Origin of the sequence: Gordonia sp. (in: high G+C Gram-positive bacteria) (assembly GCF_012515855.1) — a bacterium.
Lineage (GTDB): Bacteria > Actinomycetota > Actinomycetes > Mycobacteriales > Mycobacteriaceae > Gordonia.
The window spans coordinates 13,009-30,108 of sequence record NZ_JAAYXO010000076.1; the positions used below are offsets into that span (position 1 = coordinate 13,009).

At 67.2% G+C, this 17,100-nt stretch carries 18 protein-coding genes; 11 read left to right on the plus strand and 7 right to left on the minus strand.

The features are described 5' to 3' along the window. Positions 1-10: 10 nt before the first annotated feature. Complete coding sequence (locus tag GX543_RS05400) at positions 11-652, minus strand: O-methyltransferase (RefSeq protein WP_290850365.1); 642 nt, start codon at positions 650-652, stop codon at positions 11-13. 220 nt (positions 653-872) lie between these two features. On the opposite strand from GX543_RS05400, the gene sigE reads away from it, so the two are divergent. From sigE to tatB, 4 genes are all read left to right on the plus strand, one after another. Beyond that, complete coding sequence (gene sigE, locus GX543_RS05405) at positions 873-1,496, plus strand: RNA polymerase sigma factor SigE (protein ID WP_290850366.1); 624 nt, start codon at positions 873-875, stop codon at positions 1,494-1,496. A gap of 178 nt (positions 1,497-1,674) precedes the next feature. Beyond that, entirely contained in the window at positions 1,675-1,953 is a 279-nt protein-coding gene (locus tag GX543_RS05410) for a zf-HC2 domain-containing protein (RefSeq protein WP_290850368.1), read from the plus strand. Positions 1,954-1,956: 3 nt separating this feature from the next. Then, positions 1,957-3,492: a trypsin-like peptidase domain-containing protein gene (locus tag GX543_RS05415; protein ID WP_290850370.1), complete on the plus strand. Its 1,536-nt coding sequence runs from the start codon at positions 1,957-1,959 to the stop codon at positions 3,490-3,492. A gap of 44 nt (positions 3,493-3,536) precedes the next feature. Beyond that, positions 3,537-4,013, plus strand: a complete 477-nt coding sequence (gene tatB, locus GX543_RS05420; protein WP_290850371.1) for a Sec-independent protein translocase protein TatB — start codon at positions 3,537-3,539, stop codon at positions 4,011-4,013. A gap of 80 nt (positions 4,014-4,093) precedes the next feature. On the opposite strand, the gene GX543_RS05425 is transcribed toward tatB, so the two are convergent. The 4 genes from GX543_RS05425 to GX543_RS05440 form a co-directional block, all read right to left on the minus strand. Further along, positions 4,094-5,239 (minus strand): Mrp/NBP35 family ATP-binding protein, encoded by a 1,146-nt coding sequence (locus GX543_RS05425; RefSeq protein ID WP_290850372.1) that lies wholly within the window; start codon positions 5,237-5,239, stop codon positions 4,094-4,096. A gap of 42 nt (positions 5,240-5,281) precedes the next feature. Continuing rightward, on the minus strand, positions 5,282-6,424 hold the full coding sequence (locus GX543_RS05430; RefSeq protein WP_290850374.1) for a lytic transglycosylase domain-containing protein: 1,143 nt from the start codon (positions 6,422-6,424) through the stop codon (positions 5,282-5,284). Positions 6,425-6,531: 107 nt separating this feature from the next. Continuing rightward, positions 6,532-7,038: a DUF1003 domain-containing protein gene (locus tag GX543_RS05435; RefSeq protein ID WP_290850375.1), complete on the minus strand. Its 507-nt coding sequence runs from the start codon at positions 7,036-7,038 to the stop codon at positions 6,532-6,534. Further along, positions 7,035-8,315 (minus strand): CBS domain-containing protein, encoded by a 1,281-nt coding sequence (locus GX543_RS05440; protein ID WP_290850377.1) that lies wholly within the window; start codon positions 8,313-8,315, stop codon positions 7,035-7,037. Before GX543_RS05440 ends, GX543_RS05435 begins: the two co-directional genes overlap by 4 nt. A gap of 37 nt (positions 8,316-8,352) precedes the next feature. Here GX543_RS05440 and GX543_RS05445 point away from each other — a divergent pair, with 37 nt between their 5' ends. The 6 genes from GX543_RS05445 (at position 8,353) to GX543_RS05470 (ending at position 14,513) form a co-directional block, all read left to right on the plus strand. Beyond that, the gene (locus GX543_RS05445) at positions 8,353-8,829 is read left to right on the plus strand and encodes a general stress protein (RefSeq protein ID WP_290850378.1); all 477 of its coding nucleotides are present in this window, start codon (positions 8,353-8,355) and stop codon (positions 8,827-8,829) included. A gap of 181 nt (positions 8,830-9,010) precedes the next feature. Further along, the gene (locus GX543_RS05450; protein WP_290850379.1) at positions 9,011-10,495 is read left to right on the plus strand and encodes an extracellular solute-binding protein; all 1,485 of its coding nucleotides are present in this window, start codon (positions 9,011-9,013) and stop codon (positions 10,493-10,495) included. Then, on the plus strand, positions 10,492-11,847 hold the full coding sequence (locus GX543_RS05455; protein ID WP_290850381.1) for a carbohydrate ABC transporter permease: 1,356 nt from the start codon (positions 10,492-10,494) through the stop codon (positions 11,845-11,847). Before GX543_RS05450 ends, GX543_RS05455 begins: the two co-directional genes overlap by 4 nt. 6 nt (positions 11,848-11,853) lie before the next feature. Further along, entirely contained in the window at positions 11,854-12,684 is an 831-nt protein-coding gene (locus GX543_RS05460) for a carbohydrate ABC transporter permease (protein ID WP_290850383.1), read from the plus strand. Positions 12,685-12,687: 3 nt separating this feature from the next. After that, a complete protein-coding gene (gene ugpC / locus GX543_RS05465; RefSeq protein WP_290850384.1) occupies positions 12,688-13,857 on the plus strand; it encodes a sn-glycerol-3-phosphate ABC transporter ATP-binding protein UgpC in 1,170 nt (389 codons plus the stop codon). Between the two features lie 65 nt (positions 13,858-13,922). Beyond that, positions 13,923-14,513: a suppressor of fused domain protein gene (locus tag GX543_RS05470; RefSeq protein WP_290850386.1), complete on the plus strand. Its 591-nt coding sequence runs from the start codon at positions 13,923-13,925 to the stop codon at positions 14,511-14,513. A 50-nt stretch (positions 14,514-14,563) separates the two neighbouring features. On the opposite strand, the gene GX543_RS05475 is transcribed toward GX543_RS05470, so the two are convergent. Together GX543_RS05475 and GX543_RS05480 are read right to left on the minus strand one after the other, a co-directional pair. After that, on the minus strand, positions 14,564-15,547 hold the full coding sequence (locus GX543_RS05475; protein WP_290850387.1) for a type IV toxin-antitoxin system AbiEi family antitoxin domain-containing protein: 984 nt from the start codon (positions 15,545-15,547) through the stop codon (positions 14,564-14,566). A 125-nt stretch (positions 15,548-15,672) separates the two neighbouring features. Beyond that, the gene (locus GX543_RS05480) at positions 15,673-16,782 is read right to left on the minus strand and encodes a magnesium and cobalt transport protein CorA (protein ID WP_290850389.1); all 1,110 of its coding nucleotides are present in this window, start codon (positions 16,780-16,782) and stop codon (positions 15,673-15,675) included. Positions 16,783-16,837: 55 nt separating this feature from the next. Here GX543_RS05480 and GX543_RS05485 point away from each other — a divergent pair. Further along, on the plus strand, positions 16,838-17,100 hold a 263-nt coding region (locus tag GX543_RS05485; protein ID WP_290850390.1), incomplete at its 3' end, for a MarC family protein.

Below are 17,100 nucleotides of genomic sequence, written 5' to 3' on the forward strand. Positions count from 1 at the left end.
CCGGGGCCGCTCAGGCCTTCGCGGCGGCCAGAAGCCCGGTGCCAACCGGGATCACCGCGGGCAGCAGGCGGTCGTCTTCGGCGATGATCGACGCCGCCTCGCGCGCGGCGAGCGTTCGCGGATCACTCGCGTCCCGATCGGCGATGGTCCCGTCGGCCGAGGCGTTGTTGACCACCACCAGGCCTCCGGGACGCAGAATGCGGATGGCCTCGGTGACGAAGGTCGGGTAGCTCAGCGGAGCGCCGTCGACGAACACCAGGTCGTAGGTCTCGTCGGCCAGGCGGGTCAGCACGTCGGCGGGTGCGCCGTTGATCAGACGGGTCCGCCCCGGTGCGATGTGGGCGTCGGCGAAGGTCTCGCGTGCGGCCCGGTGATGCTCGGGCTCGGGATCGATCGTGGTCAGGACGCCGTTGTCGGGCATGCCCGCAAGCAGCCAGAGTCCGCTGACTCCGACGCCGGTGCCGATCTCGACGACGTGCTTGGAGCCGGCCACGCGTGCCAGCAACGACAGAAGTGCGCCCGTCGCCGGGGAGATCGCCGACGCCCCCAGTTCCTCGGCGCGGAGGCGGGCTTCGACGAGCGCCTCGTCCTCGACGATCGCGGCTTCGGCGTACTCACTCAGGGTTCCGGCGGCGGCCGCTGTGTCACTCATGCTTCGAGGGTGCCACACGGCGTTGACCTGGGGTTGGGGGCACGCCGGTGAGAGCGGGGAGCATCCTCAGGAAACGCTCAGGAGGTTAAAAGGGCGTCCACATTCGGATGGGACAGGGTAGACGCAGTGGCATGAGGAAATAGCTGCCGCGCCGGGGGCGTTACAGCAGGGGAGGACCCCTGCGGCACCGGCCGCGAAGAGAGGAAGTGGCGCTAGCACGATGACCGTCCCGATGAACGGCAAGGCAGAGCACGACAGCTCGACCGAAGCATTTCGAGGAACTGCGGGTTTCGACGCCACCGGCGATCGCACTCTCATGCCCTCGTGGGACGAACTCGTCGCTGAGCACGCTGATCGCGTCTACCGCCTGGCGTACCGACTCTCCGGCAATCAGCACGACGCTGAAGACCTCACCCAGGAGACCTTCATCCGGGTGTTCCGCTCGTTGACCAACTACAAGCCCGGCACGTTCGAGGGCTGGCTGCACCGCATCACCACCAACCTCTTTCTCGACATGGTGCGCCGCCGCAGCAAGATCCGCATGGAGGCGCTCGAGACCGAGTACGACCGCACGCCGGCCGACACTCCCGATCCGCAGCAGGCGTTCGCCGACGCGAACCTCGATCCCGATCTGCAGGCGGCGCTCGACTCGCTGGCGCCGGAGTTCCGCGCCGCCGTCGTCCTGTGCGACATCGAGGGACTGTCCTACGAGGAGGTCGGTGCCACGCTCGGCGTCAAGATGGGAACGGTCCGCAGTCGTATCCACCGCGGTCGTCAGGGCATTCGCGAGTTTCTGGCCGTCCGCGGCTACACCAACAGCCGCTCGGTCGCAGCGGCCGAGTGACCCCGCCGACCCCGGCTCCGGACTTCCGCTACCCTGGGCAGTCGAATGGAGTGAGGACGACATGCGTGCGATGAAAGGGGTGGCGCCGGTGAACTCGGGACAGACTCGACGCTTTCGCGGAAGCCGACTATTCGCCGTTTCGTCGCCGCTCGAACCCGGCCACAGCTACGGTCGACCTGTGGGTTTCGCTTCGACCGAGCATCTGAATCCGGAGGCCGTCGTCGCTTACGTCGACAATGAGCTCTCCCGGCAAGCTGCCTCGCGCGCCGACGCGCATCTCGTGTTGTGTCCGAGTTGCTCGCGTGAGGTCGCTGCGCAGGCGCGCGCCCGCAGCATGCTGCAGACCTGCCAGAACGAGGTCAGCATGCCCGATTCGCTCCGTGCCCAACTCAGTCAGATCCCGACGCAGGAGATCGATCTGCGGGCCACTCGACGTTCCAACCGCTGGGGCCGCTGACTCGTGTCCGATTCTTCGACATCGTCCGATCTCCGGTCGACCGATCCGACGCTGCCGGTCGACGCGCGCCCTGCCCAAGGCTCGGCGACCCAGAATCCGTCGACCCAGAATCCGTCGACCCAGAATCCGTCGACACCGCAGCCTTCCGCCGCACTCGCCGCGACCTTCGGCAGGCCCGCGGGAGTGGACGGCTCCTTCGCGCACCAGGATGCGCCCAGCGACCGCCCGGAGCCGCAGATCGCTCCGCCCGATCCGGTCCTCGCCGAGGCGTTCAGTCGTCCGGTCGAGGAGACCGACACCCTCCAGCGTGACCCCTATGCGGTGCCCGAGACCGAGGACGCCCCGGAACCGGACCCGTGGCGCGACCCGGCGAGCGCGGCCAGCCTGTCCGCGCCTGCCGTGGCGATTGCCGACGACCGCGGACCGGCGTCCGTCGGGCCCAAGATCGGTATCCGGGAGCTGATCTTCGGCGGCCGGGTCCACTGGTGGGCGCTGGCGACCCTGGGGGTCCTGACCCTCCTCATCGGCATGTTCGGCGGTCTCGTCGGTCGCTGGACCGCTGAAGTGGCGACCCCGCTGCATGCCGACACCGTGCGACTCGAAGGTGAGGCCCCCGACTCCGGCGACGATCCGCGAACCAACGTGGCTCGGGTGGCGAAAGCCGTGCAGAAGTCAGTGGTCACGATCGAGGTGCGTACCGCCGTCGACGGCGGCTCGGGGTCGGGCTTCATCGTCGACAAGGCCGGCTACATCGTCACCAACAATCATGTGATCTCCAAGGCCGCCAACGACTCCAAGGCCAAGCTCGAAGTGGTCTTCTTCGATCGCCAGCGCGTTCCGGCGCGCATCGTCGGCCGTGACGTCAAGACCGACCTCGCTGTTTTGAAGGTCGACGACGTCGCCGACCTGACGGTCTCGAAGCTGGGCGATTCCGCCGATCTGCAGATCGGCGAGGAGGTCATCGCGTTCGGATCGCCGCTGGGTCTGGACAAGACGGTCACCAGCGGCATCATCAGCGCCCTCGACCGACCGGTGCCGCTGCGGCCCGACGCCGACTCGGACACCGATGCGGTGATCAACGCCATTCAGACTGATGCGTCGATCAACCCGGGCAACTCCGGCGGACCGTTGCTCAACGACGACGGTCAAGTGATCGGCGTCAACACCGCAGGAGCGATGACCGGAGGCGGATCCATCGGACTGGGCTTCGCCATCCCGATCAACGAGGCGATTCCGATCGCCAACACGCTGATCAAGGAAGGCAAGGTGAAGCACCCGGCCGTCGGAATCACGGCGAGCACGGTCCGCAACGACCGCGTCTTCGGCGCTCAGGTCAAGGATGTCGCACAGGGGAGCCCCGCCGCTCGGGCCGGTCTGCGCGAGGGCGACGTGATCACCAAGTTCAACGGACGTCCGATCGAGGGCGCGGACGAGTTGACCGTCGGCGTCCGGACGTCGAAGATCGGTGAAGAGGTCGACTTCACCTACTGGCGCGATGGTCGGTACTTCGACGGTGAGATCACCCCGGTCAGCGACTAGCCGACCGCAGTCAACTCGAAGCGCGAAGAGAGCGGCGAAGAACGATGTTCAGCAGTGTCGGATGGGGTGAGCTCCTCATCCTGTTGGCCGCAGCCCTGATCATCTTGGGGCCCGAACGTCTCCCCGGGGCGGTCAGCTGGACGATGGGTTCGCTGCGCAAGGTCCGCGACTACGCGACTGGCGCCAGTTCCCAGTTGCAGGACGAGCTGGGCACGGACTTCGAGGAGATCCGCAAGCCGCTCAGTCAACTCAACGAGCTCCGTCAGATGACGCCCAAGAGCATCGTCACCAAGCACCTCTTCGACGGCGATTCCTCGACCGTCGATGAACTGGGCAAATCAGTCCGCGACACGCTCGACGTCGGACGGATCGAGCCGCGCCGCGGCGAGCGTGCCCAGACTCCTTCCCCGACCCCCACCCCGAATCAGACCGCGAACCGGGCCCCGGATCTGCAGAAGAAGCTCCCCGACACCAGGCAGGCGTCCCCCAGGCACGACGTCTCCGACTGGGACGCCACCTAACCCGAGCTGAGAAGACCACCCGAGCAGAGAAAGACCGACGCCGCCCACGTTCACGTGGGCGGCGTCGGTCTCCGTGCTGACTACTGGTGGCGGGTGGTGTCGAGGCCGAGGCTCATGCCCGCCAGCCCGCGGCGGCGCACGGCGAGTTTCTCCGCGATGGCGCGCAGGGCCGACCCGGAGGCCGATTCGGGATCCGACAGCACGACGGGAACACCGGCGTCGCCGCCTTCGCGCAGTCCCTGCTCCAGCGGCACCTGGCCGAGGAGTTCCACTGTGGATCCGACCGCGCGGGTCAGGCGCTCGGCCACCATGGCGCCGCCGCCCGAGCCGAACGGCTCGATGCGTGAACCGTCGGGCAGTTCCATCCACGACATGTTCTCGACGACGCCGAGGATGCGCTGACGGGTCTGCAGCGCGATGGCGCCAGCACGCTCGGCGACTTCCGCGGCGGCCTGCTGCGGTGTGGTCACGACCAGGATCTCGGCGCCGGGGATCAGCTGCGCGATCGAGATCGCGACGTCGCCGGTGCCGGGCGGAAGGTCCAGGAGGAGCACGTCCAGGTCGCCCCAGAAGACGTCGGCGAGGAACTGCTGCAGTGCGCGGTGCAGCATCGGTCCGCGCCAGGTGACGGGCGTGTTGCCATCGGTGAACTGACCGATGGAGATGAACTTCACGCCGTGACTCTGCGGCGGCATGATCATCGACTCGACCTGCGTCGGTTTGGCATCGCTGCCGAGCATGCGGGGGACGCTGTGGCCGTAGATGTCCGCGTCGAGAACACCGACCGAGAGGCCGCGGTCGGCGAGCGCGGTGGCGAGATTGACGGTGACGCTGGACTTTCCGACGCCGCCCTTGCCGGACGCGATCGCGTACACGCGGGTCAGGTTGCCCGGCTTGGCGAACGGGATCTCCGGCTCGGCGCGGTCGCCCCGCAGCTTCTTGCGAAGCTCGGTGCGCTGCTCGTCGTCCATCACGTCGAGTTCCACGCGGACGGTCCCGACACCCGGCACGTCGGCGACCGCAGTCTCGACGCTCTCGGAGATCTTGGTCTTCATCGGGCAGCCGGCCGTGGTCAGGAAGATCCCGACGTCAACGCTGCCGTCATCGCCGACGGCGACGGACTTGACCATGCCGAGATCGGTGATCGGACGTCCGATCTCCGGGTCCATCACCTTGCTCAGTGCGGACCGGACGGTGGATTCAGTAGGGCTGACAGGCGTACTCACACCTCAACCATAGCCTCGCCCGGGTGTTGCGCCGCTGGCGGCTCAGCGCGGTTCAGCAGGTTTCGATGCGGCAGGACGGTTCGGCGTCGACTTCGACTGGGGCTTGGCCTTGGGCGACGGCTGCGGGGCCGGACCGACGCCCGGCGGCAGGCAGATCGGGCCGATGCAGTTCGACGGCGGCTTCGGCTTGGTCTTGCTCGGCGGCGTCGAGGGCTTCTGACTCGAGGGCCCGGTGGTCGCGTCCGGTCGCTCGTCCTTGCGGTCCCGCTTCGGCTTGTCCTTATCCTTATCGTTCTTCTCGGGCTCGCCGGCGGACATCTCGGGAATCGGGGTCGTCGGCATCACGCCGGCGGCGTAGGCGGCCGCCCAGCCGAGCACGTTGTTCGCGTAGGCGACCGAACGGTTGTAGCGCAGGATGTTGTTGACGCGGGTCGGCGCGGCCATGATGTCGGTGACGCCCGAGCACAGGTAGCGGCCCGCCGAGAATGTGGCGTCGAAGATGTTGTCCGGGTTGGCCTTGCCGTCACCGTTGCCGTCGCTTCCCCACGAGGCCCAGGTGCTGGGGATGAACTGCATCGGCCCCATCGCGCGATCATGGCGCGCATCGCCGTCGAGCTTGCCGCCGTCGTTGTCGGTGATGACGGCATTCCCCGCGAGGCTGCCGTCCAGGACCGGTCCGCGGATCGACGTGCGGGTGTTGCCGAAGACATCGACGTTACCGTTGCCTGCGTGGCCGGACTCGATGCGTCCGATGCCTGCGAGCAGATACCACGGCAATTTGCACTGCGGGGTCTCGGCGGCAACGCGCTTGGCGCTCAGCTTGTAGGCCTTGAGGACGATTCCGGGAATGCCCAGGGGGCCTGCGGGCAGATTGGCGGCGAGTCGGAACTGCGCCGCGCCGTCGACGATCGACGGATCCGCGGGAGGCGCGAATCCGACCAATTGGGCGGCGTTCGAGGGGACGGTGTTGGCCACCTCAGCAGCGGCGAGCGCGGTCCGGTCGCCCGCGAGGTCCACCGAGGACTGCGACGTGGAGGTGGGGAGCGCGGAGTGCTGGGGCGCAACGCTCGAAACGGTTCCCCCGAGAACCATGGCGCCGAGCGCTGCGGCCGTGGTGCCTGCGGCGAGGCCGCGCCGTGTGACGCGTACGCGTTTCGGGTTGTCCCCCCGGAATCTCATCCCCATCGGCGATCTTTGCTCCACTCGCGTGTCGTTGGCATCGAATGCGGAGAGACTCTGCGATCATCCCCCCGGTCGACTGTGAGCAAGCATACATGCGAAGTCCGATTCGGTCATGACGGATCTCGTTCTCGCTTCGCAGCGCGCTCCTCGAGGCGGTCGAGCAGGTCGTCGACCAAGTCGTCGAGTTCGTGACGCAGATAGTCGCGGGTGACGGTGTCGCCCACGGCCAGGCGGACGGCGGCGAGTTCGCGTGCCAGGAACTCGGTGTCGTCTTTGGTCTGTGCGGCGCGGGCTCGATCCTCCTCCAGTGAGACTCGGTCGCGGTTCTCTTGACGGTTCTGAGCGAGGAGGATCAGCGGGGCGGCGTAGGCGGCCTGCGTCGAGAACGCCAGGTTGAGCAGGATGAACGGGTAGGGGTCCCACCCGAACGCGAAGATCCCCGCGTTGAGGAAGATCCAGACGATCACCACCACGGTCTGGATGGCGAGATAGCGGCCGGTGCCGAGGAAGCGGGCGACGCGTTCGCTGTAGTACCCGATGACATCGGAGTCGAGGTTGACGTTGAATCTCGAACGACGTGTGGCCGGGGTGTCGAGGTGACGACCGACTGGACTCACTGATCGGTCCCTTCCATGTCGGTCTCGCGCCAATCGCTCGGCAGCATCGCGTCGAGGAGGTCGTCGACCACCACGGCCCCGACGAGGTGACTGTCCTCGTCGATGACTGGCGCGCACACCAGGTTGTAGGTGGCGAAGAATCTGGCCATCTTATCCAGGGGATCCGCAGGCGTCAGTCGCGGAATCTCGGTGTCGAGGATGCCGCCGACCAGGTTGGCAGGCGGCTCCCGAAGCAACGCCTGGGTGTGCACGGCGCCGAGGAACTTGCCGGTGGGGGTGTTCGTGGGCGGTCGGACGACGAACACCATGCTGGCCGCGGCCGAGTTGATGTCGGGGTCGCGAACCCGCGCGAGAGCTTCCGAGACTGTCGCATTCGCGGTGACGATCAGCGGTTCCGGCGTCATCACGCCGCCCGCGGTGTCGGGGGAGTGGAGCAGCAGTCGGCGGACCGATTCGGAGTCCTCGGGATCCATGCGTGCCAGAAACGCCTCGGCCTCGGCCTGCGGCAGCTCGCCCATCAGGTCGGCGACGTCGTCGGGGTCCATGGCCTCGAGGACGTCGGCGGCGTGGTCGGGTTCGATGCTGCCGAGGATGTCCGACTGGTCGTCTGTCGGCATCTCCTGCAGGACGTCGGCGAGGCGTTCGTTGGCGAAGGCGGCGGCGATCTCATTGCGGCGCTTGGCGGGCAGTTCGCGCAGCGCGTTCGCCACGTCGGCCGGACGCATGTCCTCGAACTGTGCGAGAGCCATCTCGACGCCCTGCCCCGGGCGGGACAGTTCGAGTCGGTTCATCCCGCGAACATGCCGCCATTCCACGACGATCGTCTCGCCGCGGCGCCGCAGACCTTTGCGAGTGGTCCGCAGCGCCACCCGGCTAACCACCCAGTCGCGTGTCCGAGTCCGCTCGATCGCGAGGTCGACGACCGTCAGGTCCTCGTTGTGCAGTTCCGGGTAGTCGGGGTCGTCGGTCCGAGCCCGGGTGTCGAGGAGTTGTCCAACGGCCAGCGCCTCGTTGGGGTGCACACGCAGCCGCCGGAGGTTCACGTGTCCGGTGGTCAGGGTGACGGCGTCCGGCTCGATGGACGTCACGCGCAGCATCGGAACAAAGATGCGTCGTCGCGTCGTCAACTCCACGGCCAAGCCGAGCACCCGCGGTTGTTTGCCCGGCATGTGCATCGACACGACGACGTCGCGGACACGGCCGATCGACTCGCCGTCGGGGCCGAGCACCACGAGGCCGACTAGTCTGGCAACAAAGACCTTGAGGGCGGGCGTCATGCGTCAAGCCTAAAGTCATCTGAACTCTGGAGCCGAAATGACGAATCCGATGCGACAGACTCCGGGCCTGCCGACGCCGCCGAAGGGGTGGCCGGTTGGCTCGTACGACACGTACGCGCAAGCGCAGCGCGCCGTTGACTACCTCTCCGACAACGAGTTTCAGGTCGCCGACATCACCATCGTCGGCGTGGACCTGATGCAGGTCGAGCGAGTGCTCGGCAGGCTCACCTGGAGCAAGGTGATCTACGGCGGGCTGGCCTCGGGCGCGTGGCTCGGCGGCTTCTTCGGTCTGCTGATGACGCTGATCGTCGGCTTCAGCTGGACGCCGATCGTGTTCGGTCTGGTGGCAGGCATGGTCTTCGGTCTGATCAGCACGGCGATCCCGTACGCGGCTACGCGGGGACAGCGGGACTTCACCTCCACGATGCAGTTGGTGGCCGGTCGCTACGACGTGCTCTGCGACCCGCGCAACGCCACGAAGGCTCGCGACATGCTCGCCAAACTCGCGATTTAGCCTTCTGGCCTCGCACGTTCGCCGATCCGCCGGCGACCTCCCGGGCCGACTCCCGACACGACCGGCGCTGATGTGCACCTCGTGTGCGCTATGTCACCTACTCGTGGGATAACCTAAGGCCCACATCAGCTTTCACAGCTGATTCTTAAGACGAGGGCCGAAGGTAGGAGGCTGGCAGCGAATGAGCAAGGGCTATTCCTCGCCACTAGGAAATCCAGGCGAATCCCCGGGTCGCAGGCGACGCAGGCTGGTCACCCGGCTGTCGGCAGCGGCGGCGGCCGCCGCTGTCGCCGCGCCGATTCTCGCCGGTTGCTCCTCCGGATACGAGGCGGGCGTGCTCAACGTCTACGCTGCCGCTGACGGGTACGACTTCGTCAAGCAGATGGCGCAGACGTGCACGGACGAGTCCGGCGGCAAGTACCGCATCAACGCCAACGTGCTTCCGAAGAGCGCGGACGATCAACGACTGCAGTTGGCGCGGCGACTCGCGGGCAACGACCAGACGATGGACCTGATGGCGATGGACGTCGTCTGGACTGCCGAGTTCGCCAACGCGGGCTGGGTGGTGCCGGTGCCCGACGATCTCGCTGCCGAGGTCGAGGAGACCAATCTGCGCGGCCCGGTCGAGACGGCGATGTGGAAGACGCCCGACGACGCCGAGAAGCGCCTGTACGCGCTGCCGATGTGGACCAACACCCAGTTGCTCTGGTACCGACCGGATCTGATGAAGGAGACCCTCGGGAGCGTCAAGCCGCCCAAGACCTGGGACGAGATGCTGTCGGACACGCAGGCCATCAAGGATGCGGGCGGGCCCAGCTGGATCATGGTTCAGGCTAAGCAGTACGAGGGCCTGATGGTGTGGTTCAACTCCCTCCTCACCAGCGCCGGCGGCACGGTGCTCGACCCGAACGATGCGTCGAAGGTGACGCTCAACGACACCCCGGAGCATCGGGCGGCCACGCTCAAGGCGCTCGAGGTGATGAAGGCCGTCGCGACCGCGCCCGGCCACGACCCGTCGATCACCCAGTCCGACGAGGGCACCGCCCGCCTCGGCATGGAGACCGGTAAGGCGGCGTTCGAGGTCAACTGGCCGTTCGTCTGGGCCTCGGCGCGCACCAACGGCGCCACCGGCGACGTCGCCTTCCTCAAGGATGTGCTCGCGCCGTTCGCGGACAAGCTGACCGACGAGGAGAATCCGCCGACCGACGCGCAACTCGCACCGATCAACAAGAAGATGCAGACCCGGTTCAATTTCGCTCCCTACCCGGGTGTCTTCACCGACAAGCCCGCGCGGTCGGCGATCGGCGGTCTGAATCTTGCGGTCGCGTCGACGTCCAAGCAGCCGGATCTGGCCTTCGAGGCTGGCCAGTGCCTAACGAGCAAGGAAGCCCAGACGATGTACGCGGTGTCGGGTGGTACCCCGCCGACCATCGCCGCCATCTACGACGACAAGGACTTCAAGCTCGCGTACCCGATGGGGCAGGACATCCGGAAGGCGCTCGACGACGCGGGTGCCACCCGTCCGGCTTCGCCGCAGTACCAGGCGATCTCGACGCTGATCACGGCGACGCTGGCGCCGGTCGGCGGCTGGGACCCGGAGACCATGGTCGACAAGCTCGCCGAGCAGGTGCAACGCGCGATCGACGGTGAGGGGATCATCCCGTGACCGATGACCAGTCGCCCGACGAGACCACGCCGGGAGGTTACGGGCTCAGTCCCAACGAACCGGTTCCCGACAGCTCGCCCGGGAGGCACTCCCGGGAGGAGGACGCCGACACCGTGAGTCCCGCTGACGTGCCGTCCGCGGACGGCACGCCGTCGGTGCACTCCGACGTGTGGGTCGCGCCGCCGTCGTCGACTCCGGCGGGTCCGCCGCCCGGTTTCGAGACGCCCCAATACGAGAGCGCGCAGTACGAGAGCCCGCAGTACGAGACACCGCAGTACGAGAGCGCCCAGTACGCGACACCCGCTCCGGTACCGCAACCGGCGGAGCGTGCCTCGGAGTTCGCGCAGCCCGAGCCGATCGCCGTCGGCGCGACACCCCAGCCGGTCGGCACCGGCACGATTGGAGGTTCGATGTCAGAGATCCTCGACACCGGTCCCACTCCGGCCCAGGCGGCGACGCCGCAGCCGAAGTCGACCGGACGCAAGTCTTCCGAGCGACGGCTCGCGTACTGGCTCATCGCTCCCGCTGCCATCGTGATGGCGCTGGTGACCGGCTATCCGATCCTCTACGCGTTCTGGCTGTCGTTGAACAAGGCGACGCTGACCGCGCCCGACGAGCAGGAGTTCGTCGGACTCTCCAACTACGCGACGGTGCTGTCCGACGGCTACTGGTGGTCGGCATTCGGCGTCACGGCGTTCATCACCGTGGTGTCGGTGCTCATCGAACTGGTGCTGGGCATGGCGATCGCACTGGTGATGCACCGAACGCTGTTCGGTCGGGGAACGGTACGGACCGTCGTGCTGATTCCCTACGGCATCGTGACCGTGGCGGCCGCGTTCTCCTGGTACTACGCATGGACCCCGGGGACTGGCTATCTGGCGAACCTGCTGCCGGACGACGCCGCGCCGCTCACCGAGCAGTGGCCGTCTCTCTTCATCATCATTCTGGCCGAGGTCTGGAAGACCACGCCGTTCATGGCGCTGCTGCTGCTGGCCGGACTGGCGCTGGTTCCCGATGAGCTGCTGAAAGCGGCTCAGCTCGACGGCGCCGGAGCGTGGACCCGTCTGTTCAAGATCATTCTGCCGCTGATGAAGCCGGCGATCCTGGTCGCGCTGCTGTTCCGCACGCTGGACGCCTTCCGCATCTTCGACAACATCTACGTGCTGACCGCCGGATCCAACGGAACCGGCTCCGTGTCGATGCTCGGCTACGACAACCTGTTCAAGGCGTTCAACTTGGGCGTCGGATCGGCGATCAGCATCTTGATCTTCCTGTGCGTCGCGATCATCGCGTTCGTGTTCATCAAGGGGTTCGGCACCGCCGCCCCGGGTTCCGACGACGAGGGGAGGTAACCACTGATGGACGCGAATATTCGTCGCAAAGTCGGCTGGACCGTCGCCAATATCCTGGTGGTGCTGTACGCGATCATTCCGCTGTGGTGGATCATCAGCCTGTCGTTCAAGCCGACCGGCAGTGTCACCGACGGCAACTTCATCCCCCGCGAGTGGACGCTCGACAACTACAAGGGCATCTTCGACACCAGCGCGTTCACGTCGGCGCTGATCAACTCGATCGGCATCGGCCTGATCACCACGCTCATCGCCGTCGTCCTCGGCACCATGGCGGCCTACGCCGTCGCGCGCCTGGAATTCCGCGGTAAGAAGCTGCTCATCGGCGCCGCCCTGCTGATCGCGATGTTCCCGCAGATCTCGCTGGTGACACCGCTGTTCAACATCGAGCGCCGCCTCGGCCTGTTCGACACCTGGCTCGGCCTGATCCTTCCGTACATCGCGTTCGCGTTGCCGCTGGCGATCTACACGCTGTCGGCCTTCTTCCGCGAGATCCCGTGGGACCTGGAGAAGGCGGCCCAGATGGACGGCGCGACGCCTGCCCAGGCGTTCCGCCGGGTCATCGTGCCGCTGGCCGCGCCCGGCGTCGTCACGGCGTCGATCCTGGTCTTCATCTTCGCCTGGAACGACCTGCTCCTGGCCCTGTCGCTGACGTCGACGGAGAACGCGATCACCGCCCCGGTGGCGATCTCGCAGTTCACCGGCAGCAGTCAGTTCGAGGAACCCACCGGTGCCATCGCGGCCGCAGCCGTGGTGATCACCATTCCGATCATCATCTTCGTGCTCTTCTTCCAACGTCGTATCGTGGCCGGTCTCACCTCCGGCGCGGTGAAGGGATAACCCATGGCCGACATCGTTCTGGAGAACGTTTCCAAGCAGTACCCGGACGGCTCGATGGCCGTGCACTCGGTGAACCTCACCATTGCCGACGGCGAGTTCGTGATCCTGGTGGGACCGTCGGGCTGCGGCAAGTCGACGACCCTCAACATGATCGCGGGCCTGGAGGACATCACCTCGGGCGAGCTGCGCATCGGCGGCACGCGGATGAACGAGACGGCGCCGAAGGACCGCGACATCGCCATGGTCTTTCAGAGCTACGCCCTGTATCCGCACATGTCGGTGCGCGAGAACATCGCCTTCCCGCTGACCCTGGCCAAGGTCGACAAGGCCGAGATCGCCCGCCGGGTCGACGACGCCGCAAAGATGCTCGACCTCACCGAGCACCTCGACCGCAAGCCGGCCAACCTGTCGGGCGGTCAGCGGCAGCGCGTCGCGATGGGCCGCGCGATCGTCCGGACGCCCAATGCCTTCCTGATGGATGAGCCGCTGTCGAACCTCGACGCCAAGCTGCGCGTCCAGATGCGCACCGAGATCGCCGCGCTGCAGGCCCGGCTCGGCACCACCACGGTGTATGTCACGCACGACCAGACCGAGGCGATGACCCTCGGCGATCGCGTCGTCGTGATGCGCGCGGGCTACGTCCAGCAGGTCGGCGCGCCGCAGGAACTGTACGACCACCCGGCCAACCTGTTCGTCGCAGGCTTCATCGGTTCGCCCGCCATGAACTTCCTGCCGGGACAGCTCACGGCGACCGGCGTCGACACGGCGATCGGGCACATCGCGTTCAGCGACCACGAGCAGCTCACCGCCCGAGCCCGTCAAGCGGGCTCCAACGGTGAGGTGCTGCTGGGCATTCGTCCCGAGCACCTCGTCGACGCCGCGCTGACGCACGAAGCCGAGCTCTCGCGGTTCCTGTCGTTCCCGATCACCGTCGACCTCGTCGAGTCGATGGGCTCGGACAAGTACGTGTACTTCGGCTGGAATGCTCCGGACAGTGCGAACCAGGTGCTGACCCAGCTGGCTGAGGACCTCGGGTCCAGCACGGCGGGCGGTCAGAAGGTCGCGCGCCTGTCGCCGTACACGCAGGCGCGGCGAGGCGACAACCTCACCTTGGCGCTCAATCCGGAGCGGCTGCACGTGTTCGACACCGCCACCGGCGTCAGCCTGCGCTGACCGGCGACGGGCCGGCGCCGCTCTCGCGTGAATCGCACTCACCCCACCCGTGATTGACTGGTGGGGTGAGTTCGTCTTCGGGATCGGTCGCCGATCGGGTGGTCGCGCATGTGTCAACGGTCGTCGGCTCGACGCCTCAGCGGGCGTCGGTGACGTTCCTCGGGGTGGAGCCGATCGACGTCCTGCGGTTCGTCGACGGCGACGAGGTGGTGTTCGCGACCGTCGGCTGCGCGCGCCATCCGATGCACGACCCGTCGGACTTCGCCCCCGACCCGGTCCGCGGCCCGCGTGCCGAGGTGACCCTGACGATGCGGGCGACGATGCCGCTGCAGGGGCTGCACAAGTCACTCGCGATGCTGGCGGCCGCACCCGCGGTGGAGGGCTTGATCCTGGAGGCCGATTCGCTGATCGACCTGCAGGAGCCGCTCTGGGCCGGTGCCATCTGCTCGGCGTTTCTGCTGACCGCGGACAGTCGCATCGCCGACCTGCCGCTCGACGACCCCGCCGACCCGGTGCGATTCCTGCGCGCCGTCCCGATCACCGCGAACGAGGCCGCGTGGGTCCGTCTTAAAGGCGCCGACGAGCTGCGCGCCGCGTGGACTGAGGCGGGAACCGACGTCACCGACCCGGCGCGGACGGCCGTCACGCCGAAGTAGCAGCTGTCCGCGCTCTGTTGTGGAGGTTGTGACCCGCTCCGGGTAACGAGCTACACATTGGGCGGCTTCACGGCGCAGGTCGGCGACGTGCACCGGCGGGGTTGGCTCGACCATCCGTGGTTCTGCAGGATCCGTCCGACTTTGGTGGCCGTCGCGCACGATCGGATGTGCGCCTGGCCCCAGGCGAGTCGGATGGTGCGGAGTGCAGCGAACGCTGCGGCGTCGAGGTGCCGTTCCAGGTCGCGATCTCGTGACACGGCGTCGTCGTGAAACGCCAGTCCATCGAGTTCGACGACCAGACCGAACTCCGGGTACTTCACGTCGCGGAAGCCCGGTCGGCCGACTTCTGTCGGCGACTGGCGTATTCCTCGGGGAAGTCCGTGTGCCCGTTCGACGCGCGTCAGGTAGGTGTGTTCGAGCGCCGAGCAGGCCCCGTCACGGATGTCGCCGAGCACCGTGTGGAGAAGGGCGCGGCGTCGTATCCGGTGCCGGTCGGCGAGCGCCGCCAGGAGGCGGTCGGGCGTGGTGCGTCGAGCTTGGACAGCGTCGGCGAGGCACGCGACGGCCCGCATGTCGTCGGGTGCCGCGGCCGCGACATCCAGCACCGCTTCTTCGAGACGGATCCGGGGCGGAAGCAGGTTGAGGTGAATCTGCCGGGGCAGCAGGGACCGGTGGTGAACGACGACGTCCTTCCGCGCTGTGACCTTGCGACCGGCGGCGACGGTGATGTGGATCGGCACGTCGTCGGACAACGCATAGTCCCCGCTGGTTGCGGCGCGCAGGGCCGATCCGTGGCTGAGGACGGCCGGGGCGGCGTCGAGGACCGCGCACCACGCGCGTTGGGACCAAGCCAACGCGCCGGTGTGCGTCAGGTAGATGCCCGGATAGATGCGTTGCCACAGCCCCGATCGGAGTCGTCGTCGCACGAACGCCGAGTCGAGACCGCAGTCGATGACCTGGGCGCGTGCGATCGCGCCGTCCTGATCCCTGATGACGTGATCCAGGCGCGCGAGCGCGACGTCGATATCCCCCATGAGAGCAGTCTGGTCGTCCGGACGGGGCAGCGACAGGCGGTCGTCGCCACTGTGGACAGTCCCGGAGATTTCCCCAGATGGAGTTCGTTACCCGCTCCGGGTAAACAACCACACGCCGTGCCGGACTACAGCCAGTGGTGCTTGTGGAAGATCCGCCAGAGGGTGAAGCATACGGTGAACAGGGCGATCAGCAGGATCGGATAGCTGTACCGCATATGAAGTTCCGGCATGAAGTCGAAGTTCATGCCGTAGATGCCCGCGGCGGCCGTCGGCACGGCGGCGATGCCGGCCCACGCCGAGATCTTCCGCATGTCGGTGTTCATCTGTGTACTGACCTTGGTGGCCGCGGCGTTCAGCAGCGTGGTGAGACGCTCGTCGTACTCGGTGACGAGGTCGTTCACCATGGTGAGGTGATCGGCGACGTCGCGGAAGTGGCGGCGGATCTCCTTGCTGGACGGGGGCAGCGCGGCGGACTCGGCCATCGGCCTGTTCCCGGACAGCAGACTGAGCGGGGAGGCGAGCGGGTGCACCGCGCGCCGGAGTTCCAGCACCTCGCGTTTGAAGAGGTAGACGACGTCGATGTCGAGATCGCGCGGCGACGCCGCGAACACCCTCTCCTCGAGTTCGTCGACGTCGGACTCCATCTCGCCGACGACGGCGACGTACGTGTCGACGACGCGATCGGCGACGGCGTGCACCACCGTGGCGGGGCCGAACTTCAGATGCTCGGGGCGTGCTTCGAGTCGGGCACGGACGCCTGCGAGGTGGGTGTGGTCGCCGTGGCGAACGGTGATGACGAAATCGCGCCCGGCGAGGACCATGATCTCGCCGGTCTCGACGATGTCGTTGGCGACCTCGTCGTCATCGTGGTCGATGTACTTGACCGTCCGCAGGACCAGGAACAGGGTGTCGTCGTACAGCTCCAGTTTCGGACGCTGATGAGCGTGCACCGCGTCTTCGACCATCAGCGGGTGCAGATTGAATGCTTCGGCGACGTCGCCCATCTGCCGCTCGTCGGGCTCGTGCAAGCCGAGCCAGACGAAACCGCTGCCGGTCTTCCGGACCAGGGCGAGCGCCGAGCGGAAGTCGGTGCCGGTGGGTTGTCGGAGTCCGTCGATGTAGACGGCGCAGTCGACCACGGCGCGGGCGACGGGGACCGGGGGCGTGGGGCCGGTGAGCGGCTGACCCGGTTGCTTACCCTGCCCGCGGTTTCCCGGCTGCAGCATTCTCGGCATGGACGGCACAGGTCGACCTTAGCGACCCCCGGCGTACGGCGCTTACACTCAGTCCGTGTCATTCGACGTCTCCGTATTCTCCGCGACAGCGATCACGCTGATCGTGATCATGGATCCGCCGGGACAGATTCCGGTATTCCTGTCGCTGGTCGGTCGACGCTCGCCCGAGTATCGACGCAAGGCCGCCTGGCAGGCGCCGCTGGTGTCGCTGTTCGTGGTGACCGTCTTCGCCGTCGGCGGTCGCGCGATTCTCGGGTACCTGCACATCGGGATCCCGGCGTTGCAGGGGGCCGGCGGCCTGCTGCTCCTGCTGGTGGC

Bases quoted from the DNA above. Each gene is read 5' to 3' on its own strand.
- GX543_RS05430 (WP_290850374.1), bottom strand. From the start codon at position 6,424: ATGGGGATGAGATTCCGGGGGGACAACCCGAAACGCGTACGCGTCACA.
- GX543_RS05440 (WP_290850377.1), bottom strand. From the start codon at position 8,315: ATGACGCCCGCCCTCAAGGTCTTTGTTGCCAGACTAGTCGGCCTCGTG.
- GX543_RS05400 (WP_290850365.1), bottom strand. From the start codon at position 652: ATGAGTGACACAGCGGCCGCCGCCGGAACCCTGAGTGAGTACGCCGAA.
- GX543_RS05480 (WP_290850389.1), bottom strand. From the start codon at position 16,782: ATGCCGAGAATGCTGCAGCCGGGAAACCGCGGGCAGGGTAAGCAACCG.
- ugpC (WP_290850384.1), top strand. From the start codon at position 12,688: ATGGCCGACATCGTTCTGGAGAACGTTTCCAAGCAGTACCCGGACGGC.
- GX543_RS05475 (WP_290850387.1), bottom strand. From the start codon at position 15,547: ATGGGGGATATCGACGTCGCGCTCGCGCGCCTGGATCACGTCATCAGG.
- GX543_RS05460 (WP_290850383.1), top strand. From the start codon at position 11,854: ATGGACGCGAATATTCGTCGCAAAGTCGGCTGGACCGTCGCCAATATC.
- GX543_RS05445 (WP_290850378.1), top strand. From the start codon at position 8,353: ATGACGAATCCGATGCGACAGACTCCGGGCCTGCCGACGCCGCCGAAG.
- sigE (WP_290850366.1), top strand. From the start codon at position 873: ATGACCGTCCCGATGAACGGCAAGGCAGAGCACGACAGCTCGACCGAA.
- tatB (WP_290850371.1), top strand. From the start codon at position 3,537: ATGTTCAGCAGTGTCGGATGGGGTGAGCTCCTCATCCTGTTGGCCGCA.
- GX543_RS05450 (WP_290850379.1), top strand. From the start codon at position 9,011: ATGAGCAAGGGCTATTCCTCGCCACTAGGAAATCCAGGCGAATCCCCG.